This window comes from Dolichospermum sp. UHCC 0259 (genome assembly GCF_009711935.1).
Classification (GTDB): domain Bacteria; phylum Cyanobacteriota; class Cyanobacteriia; order Cyanobacteriales; family Nostocaceae; genus Dolichospermum.
The window spans coordinates 1-1,435 of sequence record NZ_VIKX01000321.1; the positions used below are offsets into that span (position 1 = coordinate 1).

Annotated in this window: 1 pseudogene; it reads left to right on the forward strand. The window is 47.0% G+C overall.

Features of this window, described 5'->3' with window-relative positions:
• Window positions 1-1,435, forward strand: a pseudogene (locus FJR05_RS25335) (integrase); the annotation flags it as partial.

The window sequence follows — 1,435 nt, forward strand, 5'->3', positions numbered from 1 at the left end:
CTATGGACTCAAATACCACATCCGCACCGATAGCGAACTGCATCCCATCTTCACCCAAAACCTCATCTTCCTAGAAGACTACCTGAGATTCAACACCAACATCCCTCACACCATCACAGAACAAATACTTACCGCAGTTCAAGCCCAACCCGGAATCACCATAACCGCCACACTGGCCTCAATACCCGGAGTCAGAGCCAACGACATCTACGCCATAATAGCCACAGAGCAACTCTACGTAGACCTGTATGCAGTACCCCTAGTAGAACACTGGCGAGTACAGCTATATCTAGACCAACAAACCCATCAGGCTTACACACATCTAGCCATAACTTCACAGCATCATCAACCAATACCCCCACCCACAGCACTCCTACCAAACACAGTCCTGCTCTGGGACTCCAATCCCTGGACATTAGTAAATATTGGTGAAACCAGCACCACACTCCTACCCGAAATTGGACAACCCATCCAACTACCAACAGCATATTTCCGGCAACTATTGGAAAGCGGCAACATCAAAATCCAGAACTCAGAAAAACAAGCACCCATCAATGATGCAGTCCAGGCACTCATGGATGCCGCCTCCCCAACCGACCTGAGCCTTGCCAATCAGCGATTTCATCTAGTACAAGCCTATATCCAGCGCCACACAGATATCTACAAAGACATAGCTCCAAGCACCCTGAAACGATGGGTAAAACAGTTTCGAGAAGCCGAAGCTCGGTATGGTTGCGGTTATGTTGGTTTACTACCACAGGCAAAAAATCGAGGAAATCGTCACCCCAAAGCACCAAACCAATCAAGCGAATTACTAGATAAATTTATTACCGAACACTTCGAGACACCAAGACAAGCTCCCGCCGCTTCAGTCTATAGATTATATGTCAGAGCTTGCAACGAATTAAATATACAACCCCTGAGTTCTCGCACCTTTTATCACCGCCTTAAACAGCGACCAATCCACGAACAAACCAAAAAACGTCAGGGAGCAAAAGCCGCATATTCAACAGAACCAACAATCTTAGAACTAACCAAAACCACACCCCAACACGGAGACAGACCCTTTGCCATCGTCCACATTGACCACACCCAACTTGACATCGAACTACGCTCACAAGCCACAGGACGGAACTTAGGAAGACCTTGGCTGACATTACTAATTGATGCCTATTCCCGACGGATAATGTCCGTTTATCTCACCTTTGACCCACCCAGTTACAGGTCTTGCATCCAGCGTTTTGGTCGTTTTCCCCAAACCGTAGTCGTAGATGGAGGTAAAGAATTTCATAGTATCTACTTTGACACCCTACTAGCACGCTACCACTGCATCAAGAAAACCAGACCTGGTGGCAAACCGCGTTTTGGTTCAGTCATTGAGCGATTATTCGGCACAACAAATACCGAGTTTGTGTACAACCTTTTAGGCAACACC